Here is a 2846-nt window from a genome sequence, read left to right as displayed (position 1 = left end):
AGGCCAAGAACTTCGGCTCGCTGATCGTGCCGAAACTGCGCGATCCGGCAGAGACGCTGCGGGTGGTCGAGGCGCGGGATTTTGGTGGTGACCTGCTGTTGAATGAGGTGCAGGCGCGCGTCATCGCAGTGCTGCGCATGGCCGAGGCGCTGTCGCCGAAGTATCATGTGGTGGTGGCCAACCCCCCGTATATGGGCGGCGGCGGTATGAACGGTGTTCTTACAAATTGGCTAAAGGACGGATATCCATCGACAAAAAGCGATCTGTTTTCGGCATTTGTTGAAAGGCTGTTGGGCATAATAAAGCCAGATGGGTTTGCGGGCATAGTCACGCCCTTCACTTGGCTATACATTTCAACATTTAAGAAACTGCGGCGTCTAGTTTTAACAAGAAGCCATGTCCAGTCTTTCGTTAAGCCGTCATATACAGCTTTTTACGAGTCAGCGATCGTTCCACTCATGGCATTAGTCCTTCGTGAGGGTTCTGCGCCCAACTACAAAGGAAAATTTTACGATCTTGGATACTTGGGCACTGGCGCTCAACAACCTGGCCTTTTCTCATCCAAGATCGAGCAAAATGACTACGTCCTAAGGAGTGCTTCGCAATTTCTGTCCTTCGAAGGCAGCGAAATGGCATACAACCTACCTACCGGATTGGTCGAGCGCATTGAGAGCCGAACAAAGTTTGGGGAAATATGTAGCATCTCCGAAGGCTTGAAGACTGGTGAAAATGACCTTTTTATACGCTTCTGGCAAGAAGTCAGTTATGCAAAGACTGAAAAATTTGGAGCGGGTGAGAAGTGGGTTCCGCATGCAAAAGGTGGTGACTTTCGCCGTTGGTATGGAAACCTAAGCTGGGTGGTAAATTGGGAGAATTCCGGCTCGGAAATGCGAACGACAGGAAAAGCTGGTTTTCAGGGTCAATCGAACTACGGAAAACAGGGCGCTGTCTGGTCAAAAATCTCCACCAGCTATTTTAGCGTGCGATACCAACCTGATGGGTGCATATTCGACTCTGCATGTCCTGGTCTCTTTGTTAACAAAACTTTAACGCCACCACAGTCCGTCGCGGTTCTCTGCTCGAAAGTCGGCCAATCGTTCATCAAATCCCTTAACCCAACGATGAATTTTCAAGTTGGAAACATAGCAGGGATGCCACTTTCGGATGATCTTTCATGGCGCGACGAGGTCGAAAAGATCGCCACTAAGGCGATTAGCCTGACCAAATCTGACTGGGACGCCTACGAAACCTCCTGGGATTTTGCCACGCTCCCGCTGCTTTCGCCCGATCATCGCGGCGAGACGCTGGAGGACAGCTACGCTACCCTCCGCGCCCATTGGCAGTCCAAGACGGACGAGATGGAGGCCTTGGAGGAAGAGAACAACCGCATCTTCATCGACGCCTATGGTCTGAAAGACGAGCTGACCCCCGAGGTGCCGCTGAACGAGATCACCCTCACCTGCAACCCCGCCTATCGCTATGGCATCAAGAACGACGTGGAGGCCAACGAAACCCGCCTTCGCGCCGACACCATGGCCGAGTTCCTTTCCTACGCCGTGGGCTGCATGTTCGGCCGCTACAGCCTCAACACCGCCGGCCTTGTCCTCGCCAATCAGGGCGAGACGCTGGCCGACTACCTCGTCCGCATCTCCGAGCCGAGTTTCATGCCCGACGAAGACAACGTCATCCCCGTGCTCGACGCCGACTGGTTCGCCGACGACATCACCGAGCGTTTCCGCCTGTTCCTGCGCACCACTTTTGGCGAGGCACATTTCCGCGAGAACCTGCGCTATATCGAGGACGCTCTTGGCAAGGACATCCGCAAATACTTCACCAAGGATTTCTACGCCGACCACGTGAAGCGCTACAAGAAGCGCCCGATCTACTGGATGTTCGCCAGCCCCAAGGGCACATTCAACGCGCTGATCTACATGCACCGCTATCGGGCCGACACGGTGTCGGTCATCCTCAACGACTACCTCCGCGAGTTCATCAGTAAGCTTGAGGGGGAGCGCGGGCGTCTGGAAAAGCTATCGGATGACCCCAGTGCCAGCCAGGGCCAGCGTACCAAGGCGCTGAAAGACATGGCCATCATCGCCAAGCAGATCGACGAGCTGAACGAGTGGGAGCGCGATGTCGTCTTCCCACTGGCACAGGCCAAGATCGAGATCGACCTCGATGACGGGGTGAAAGCGAACTATCCGAAGTTCGGCACAGCGTTGAAGAAAATCACGGGGCTCAGCTGATGGACACGAACGCGCTGAAGAAGTTTGCCCAATCCGCCCGCAATCTGCTGATCGATCAGGTGCGCTCGAAGCTAGATCTGGTGGTCGATCTTGCCTCGCCCGCGCGGCGGGAGCATCCGCAGGCCATGAAAGAGCTCGACGCTGCGATCGCGCGGGATGGCAAGGCACAGGTGATCGAGCAGGTTGCCTACACCTGGTTCAACCGCTTCACCGCGCTGCGCTTCATGGATGCTAATGGCTACACGACGGTCGGGGTTGTTTCGCCGGCTGAGGGGCAGACACGGCCCGAGTTATTGGCTGAAGCGATGGCGGGCAACTTGCCTGAGGGCGCGCCGGGTAGCATCGCGGCGTTGCTGGATGGCCGCACGCCGTCTTCTGATCCGCAGGGCGAAGCTTATCGACAGCTCTTGGTGCACGCCTGCAACCAGTGGCACGGCCCCATGCCGTTCCTGTTCGAGGAAATCGACGACTACACCGAGCTGCTGATGCCCGAGGATCTGCTGTCACAGTCCTCCATCCTGTCAGAGACGCGCAAGGTGATGACAGAGGACGCCTGTCAGGATGTCGAGATCATCGGCTGGCTCTACCAGTTCTACATCT

General features: G+C 56.0%; 1 protein-coding gene and 1 pseudogene. Both read left to right on the top strand.

The window, feature by feature from the left end; all coding sequences use genetic code 11:
- The coding region (pglX, locus tag AC4GMC_RS18060; protein WP_487880516.1) for a BREX-1 system adenine-specific DNA-methyltransferase PglX at positions 1-2246 on the top strand (2246 nt) is incomplete at its 5' end.
- Positions 2246-2846 (top strand): annotated as a pseudogene (locus AC4GMC_RS18055) (BREX-1 system adenine-specific DNA-methyltransferase PglX); the annotation flags it as partial. The gene pglX and the pseudogene AC4GMC_RS18055, both read left to right, overlap by 1 nt.

The organism is Thalassobacter sp., from assembly GCF_982993085.1.
The sequence above is the reverse complement of the archived record's forward strand: the minus strand, read 5'-3'. Positions and strand labels throughout refer to the sequence as shown.